The sequence below is a fragment of the Citrobacter sp. Cpo012 genome (genome assembly GCF_030333015.1).
Taxonomy (GTDB): domain Bacteria; phylum Pseudomonadota; class Gammaproteobacteria; order Enterobacterales; family Enterobacteriaceae; genus Citrobacter; species Citrobacter portucalensis.
The window spans coordinates 1-5,549 of sequence record NZ_JAOWGR010000026.1 but is presented as its reverse complement, the minus strand read 5'-3'; the positions used below and the strand labels follow the sequence as shown (position 1 = coordinate 5,549).

Sequence of the window (5,549 nt, the reverse complement as noted above, 5' to 3'; positions counted from 1 at the left end):
GCATCAAATAAAAGCGAAAGGCTCAGTCGAAAGACTGGGCCTTTTGTTTTATCTGTTGTCTGTCGGTGAGCGCTCTCCTGCCCAGGACAAATCCGCCGGGAGCGGATTTGAACGTTGCGCAGCAACGGCCCGGAGGGTGGCGGGCAGGACGCCCGCCATAAACTGCCAGGCATTAATTTAGTGAAAAAGCCCATCCTGACGGATGGGCTTTTTTGCGTCTGTGCGGAATGAAAACCGCCGGATGCGGCGTGCCGCCTTATCCGGCCTGCAGGGGCCGGGCTGAATGTATTTTGTAGGCCTGATAAGCGCAGCGCATCAGGCAACACGTCTGCATACTGCCGGATGCGGCGTATCGCCTTATCCGGCCTACAGAGGCAGGGCTGAATGTATTTTGTAGGCCTGATAAGCGCAGCGCATCAGGCACATCACAACACCGCACCATCGGGTGCAAAGCAATATCCAAAACCTCCATAACACAAGCCATCCTGCGGTATATGCGGTAAACTAGGCGCGATTTTGCATCAGGAAAGCGTCTATGAATCACTCCCTTAAAGCCTGGAACACCTTCGGTATCGATCAGCAAACGAATGAACTTGTCTGCGCCGAAAATGAACAACAATTACTGAATGCCTGGCAATCAGCCAATGCATCGCATCATCCTGTACTGATCCTGGGCGAAGGGAGTAACGTCCTGTTTCTTGATACCTTCCAGGGTACGGTGATCGTCAATCGTATTAAGGGTATTGAGATTACAGAACAACCTGATGCGTGGCATTTGCACGTAGGTGCGGGTGAAAACTGGCATCATCTGGTCCAGCATACGTTGCAGCTTGGCATGCCTGGGCTGGAAAATCTGGCGCTTATCCCAGGCTGCGTGGGTTCATCGCCAATCCAGAATATTGGTGCCTATGGCGTAGAGCTAAAGCGCGTCTGCGAATACGTAGACTGCGTTGAGCTGTCGACTGGCAAACATCTGCGCGTTGGTGCAGCAGAATGTCGTTTTGGTTATCGTGACAGCATCTTCAAACATGAATACCAGGATCGCTTCGCAATTATTGCTGTTGGTTTACGCTTGTCTAAACAGTGGCATCCGGTACTGACCTATGGCGATCTGACGCGCCTGGATCCTACAACGGTGACGCCTCAGCAGGTTTTTGATTCTGTCTGCCATATGCGCACGACAAAACTGCCCGATCCGAAAGTAAACGGTAATGCAGGAAGCTTCTTTAAAAACCCGATTGTCATCGCAGAGATTGCGCAGGAGCTCCTGGCAAAATTCCCAACAGCACCTCATTACCCGCAGGCTGATGGTTCTGTGAAACTGGCAGCCGGCTGGCTTATCGACCAGTGTCAGCTAAAAGGTAAGCGCATTGGTGGCGCAGCGGTACATCAACAGCAGGCACTGGTGCTGATCAATGCAGACAATGCGACGAGTCAGGATGTGGTGCAACTTGCACATCATGTACGTCAAAAAGTCGGTGAGAAATTTAATGTCTGGCTCGAACCAGAGGTCCGGTTTATTGGCCCGCAGGGTGAAATGAATGCTGTGGAGATCATTGTATGAAGGATAATACCGTCCCTCTGACGCTTATTTCATTACTCGCTGATGGCGAATTTCATTCCGGTGAGCAGCTCGGTGAAAAGTTGGGAATGAGCCGTGCCGCAATCAATAAGCATGTCCAGACGTTACGCGACTGGGGGGTTGATGTCTTTACTGTTCCAGGTAAAGGATACAGCTTACCGGAGCCTATCCAACTATTAGATGCCTCACTTATTCATTCTCAACTGGATGGTGGAAATATCACAGTCCTGCCGGTTATCGACTCAACCAATCAGTACCTGATGGACCGAATAGGTCAACTGGAGTCAGGGGATGCCTGTGTCGCTGAATATCAGCAAGCCGGGCGTGGTCGCCGTGGCCGCAAATGGTTTTCACCGTTTGGTGCCAACCTGTACCTTTCAATGTTCTGGCGGTTGGAACAAGGACCGGCTGCCGCGATTGGCCTGAGTCTGGTTATTGGTATCGTCATGGCTGAGGTTTTACGCGATCTGGGCGCAGAGAAGGTACGTGTAAAATGGCCCAACGACCTCTATTTGCTCGACCGTAAGCTAGCAGGGATCCTGGTTGAACTGACCGGTAAGACAGGGGATGCCGCGCAGATTGTTATCGGTGCGGGTATTAATATGTCCATGCGCCGGGTTGAAGAAAATGTGGTTAATCAAGGCTGGATTAACTTGCAGGAAGCGGGCATTAACATTGATCGCAATACCCTTGCTGCCCGACTGATACGTGAGTTGCGTGCTGCGTTAGTGCTCTTTGAGCACGAAGGTTTAGCGCCGTATCTGTCTCGCTGGAAGAGACTGGATAACTTTATCGACCGCCCGGTCAAACTTATTATTGGCGATAAAGAAATATTTGGCATCTCTCGTGGAATAGACGCGCAAGGTGCATTATTGCTTGAACAAAATGGCGAGATCAAACCCTGGATGGGTGGAGAAATATCGCTAAGAAGCGCTGAGTAATAAGAAGGGGAGCTGTTGCTCCCCTTTTTTATTTATTTTCTCAACCTGACTTGCTCAACGGCATGATTGGCACTTTTCGTCATGATTAAGCTTGCTCGCTCACGAGTTGGTAATATATTTTGTTTTAAATTCAGCCAGTTAATCTCTTTCCATAACGATGTGGCGGTGTTGATAGCCTCATCTTCTGATAATTTTGCATAGTTATGGAAATAAGAGTCCGGGTTGGTAAACGCCCCTTCACGGAATTTCAGGAAACGGTTGATATACCACGTCTGGAGTAATTCTTCTGGCGCATCAACATAAATAGAAAAGTCGACAAAGTCAGAAACAAATACATGATGCGGATCGTGAGGATAGTCCATCCCGCTCTGTAATACATTTAGCCCTTCGAGTATTAATATGTCGGGCTGGGCAACGGTTTTGTCGCCATCAGGGATCACATCATAGATGAGATGGGAATAGACCGGCGCCGTGACGTTAGGTACGCCTGATTTCAGATCGGAAACGAATTTAACCAAGCGATGCATATCATAGGACTGGGGGAAGCCTTTCTTCTTCATTAGTCCACGATCTTTCAATACCTGGTTAGGGTGGAGAAAGCCATCGGTAGTAATCAACTCAACCTTGCGATGCTCGGGCCAGCGACTGAGCAAAGCCTGCAAAACACGCGCAGTCGTACTTTTACCGACGGCGACGCTGCCAGCAATGCTAATAATATAAGGAATACGCTCGCCATTCGTGCCTAAAAATTGCTCCAGCACGGCCTGACGTCGCAGGTTCGAACTGATGTAAAAGTTTAGCAAACGCGAGAGAGGCAAATAAATCTCGGCAACTTCTTCCAGCGATAAGTCTTCGTTAATGCCTTTAAGACGAGCAATCTCTTCCTCGGTCAGGGTCATCGGCACGGAATCACGAAGCGCAGCCCACTGGTTGCGATCAAACTGTAGGTAAGGCGACGTTAACGCTTGCTCTTTTATACTCATACGCATGGTCTGGCTGTCATTGCTATATCAGGTCTGCGGTAAAAAACGAAATCATCCCGGTACGCAATGGCACGCACATTTCAGTTAATTTGGACAATGGGCAGGAGGGTAACACCAGATGGGGGGGAATAATAAGAAAAAATCATCCTCTGAAATGCAATGTGACGGGTATTCCAGATGTATAAAGATGTGCTTTCTCTCTATCAAAGCGTACCTGCCGGAGCAAAATTCCTCCCAGAGGAGGCACCTGACGTTGGAAATTTGTCCAATCCAAAGAGGAAATAGATTATTTATCGGTCGTATAGTGCAAAATGTGAGCGATAGAACATTTTATGCAATTTTTTAGTTGCATGAGTGCGCGTGTCTCCATAAAATGCGCGCTACTTGATGCCGACTTAGCTCAGTAGGTAGAGCAACTGACTTGTAATCAGTAGGTCACCAGTTCGATTCCGGTAGTCGGCACCATCAAGTCCGGTGGGGTTCCCGAGCGGCCAAAGGGAGCAGACTGTAAATCTGCCGTCACAGACTTCGAAGGTTCGAATCCTTCCCCCACCACCACTTTCTGGCAGCGTTATCGCCGCCTGAGTTGATTAAAAAATTAATCAGCTCGAACAGAAAAGAGAGAAATCTCTTTTTTGTTGCAGAAAGAACTGGGTAGCCGAGTTTCAGGATGCGGGCATCGTATAATGGCTATTACCTCAGCCTTCCAAGCTGATGATGCGGGTTCGATTCCCGCTGCCCGCTCCAGACGTGCTGATATGGCTCAGTTGGTAGAGCGCACCCTTGGTAAGGGTGAGGTCCCCAGTTCGACTCTGGGTATCAGCACCACTTCACTTCTCCTTCCCGTTTCTCTCTGTTTACTTTTAAAAGCATTCAACAGCTCAGGTATATTGCCTGGTTGATGTGGTGATATCACCGATTTATCCGTGTCTTAGAGGGACAATCGATGTCTAAAGAAAAATTTGAACGTACTAAACCGCACGTTAACGTCGGTACTATCGGCCACGTTGACCATGGTAAAACAACGCTGACCGCTGCAATCACTACCGTTCTGGCTAAAACCTACGGCGGTGCTGCTCGTGCATTCGACCAGATCGATAACGCGCCGGAAGAAAAAGCTCGTGGTATCACCATCAACACTTCTCACGTTGAATACGACACCCCGACTCGCCACTACGCACACGTAGACTGCCCGGGCCACGCCGACTATGTTAAAAACATGATCACCGGTGCTGCGCAGATGGACGGCGCGATCCTGGTTGTTGCTGCGACTGACGGCCCGATGCCGCAGACTCGTGAGCACATCCTGCTGGGTCGTCAGGTAGGCGTTCCGTACATCATCGTGTTCCTGAACAAATGCGACATGGTTGATGACGAAGAGCTGCTGGAACTGGTAGAAATGGAAGTTCGTGAACTTCTGTCTCAGTACGATTTCCCGGGCGACGACACTCCGATCGTTCGTGGTTCTGCTCTGAAAGCGCTGGAAGGCGAAGCAGAGTGGGAAGCGAAAATCATCGAACTGGCTGGCTTCCTGGATTCTTACATCCCAGAACCAGAGCGTGCGATTGACAAGCCGTTCCTGCTGCCTATCGAAGACGTATTCTCCATCTCCGGTCGTGGTACCGTTGTTACCGGTCGTGTAGAGCGCGGTATCATCAAAGTTGGTGAAGAAGTTGAAATCGTTGGTATCAAAGAGACTGCTAAGTCTACCTGTACTGGCGTTGAAATGTTCCGCAAACTGCTGGACGAAGGCCGTGCTGGTGAGAACGTTGGTGTTCTGCTGCGTGGTATCAAACGTGAAGAAATCGAACGTGGTCAGGTACTGGCTAAGCCGGGCTCTATCAAGCCGCACACCAAGTTCGAATCTGAAGTGTACATTCTGTCCAAAGACGAAGGCGGCCGTCATACTCCGTTCTTCAAAGGCTACCGTCCGCAGTTCTACTTCCGTACTACTGACGTGACTGGTACCATCGAACTGCCAGAAGGCGTAGAGATGGTAATGCCGGGCGACAACATCAAAATGGTTGTTACCCTGATCCACCC

The 5,549-nt window shown here is 49.7% G+C and carries 4 protein-coding genes, 4 tRNA genes and 1 pseudogene; 7 read left to right on the top strand and 2 right to left on the bottom strand.

Going from position 1 to position 5,549, the window contains the following annotated elements:
* The first annotated feature begins 535 nt into the window (after positions 1 to 535).
* Positions 536 to 1,564 (top strand): UDP-N-acetylmuramate dehydrogenase, encoded by a 1,029-nt coding sequence (murB, locus tag OGX90_RS01680; RefSeq protein WP_234692996.1) that lies wholly within the window; start codon positions 536 to 538, stop codon positions 1,562 to 1,564.
* On the top strand, positions 1,561 to 2,523 hold the full coding sequence (gene birA / locus OGX90_RS01675; protein ID WP_003826969.1) for a bifunctional biotin--[acetyl-CoA-carboxylase] ligase/biotin operon repressor BirA: 963 nt from the start codon (positions 1,561 to 1,563) through the stop codon (positions 2,521 to 2,523). The genes murB and birA overlap by 4 nt, the downstream gene beginning before the upstream one ends.
* 32 nt (positions 2,524 to 2,555) lie before the next feature.
* Here birA and coaA read toward each other — a convergent pair whose 3' ends face one another.
* On the bottom strand, positions 2,556 to 3,506 hold the full coding sequence (gene coaA / locus OGX90_RS01670) for a type I pantothenate kinase (RefSeq protein WP_003031107.1): 951 nt from the start codon (positions 3,504 to 3,506) through the stop codon (positions 2,556 to 2,558).
* A gap of 289 nt (positions 3,507 to 3,795) precedes the next feature.
* A pseudogene (locus OGX90_RS01665) lies at positions 3,796 to 3,876 on the bottom strand (hypothetical protein); the annotation flags it as partial.
* Positions 3,877 to 3,895: 19 nt separating this feature from the next.
* On the opposite strand from OGX90_RS01665, the gene OGX90_RS01660 reads away from it, so the two are divergent.
* The 5 genes from OGX90_RS01660 to tuf all read left to right on the top strand — a co-directional run.
* Positions 3,896 to 3,971, top strand: a tRNA-Thr gene (locus OGX90_RS01660).
* 8 nt (positions 3,972 to 3,979) lie between these two features.
* A tRNA-Tyr gene (locus OGX90_RS01655) sits at positions 3,980 to 4,064 on the top strand.
* Between the two features lie 114 nt (positions 4,065 to 4,178).
* Positions 4,179 to 4,253, top strand: a tRNA-Gly gene (locus OGX90_RS01650).
* Positions 4,254 to 4,258: 5 nt separating this feature from the next.
* Positions 4,259 to 4,334: transfer RNA gene (locus tag OGX90_RS01645), tRNA-Thr, on the top strand.
* Between the two features lie 118 nt (positions 4,335 to 4,452).
* The coding region (gene tuf, locus OGX90_RS01640) for an elongation factor Tu (RefSeq protein ID WP_118262821.1) at positions 4,453 to 5,549 on the top strand (1,097 nt) is incomplete at its 3' end.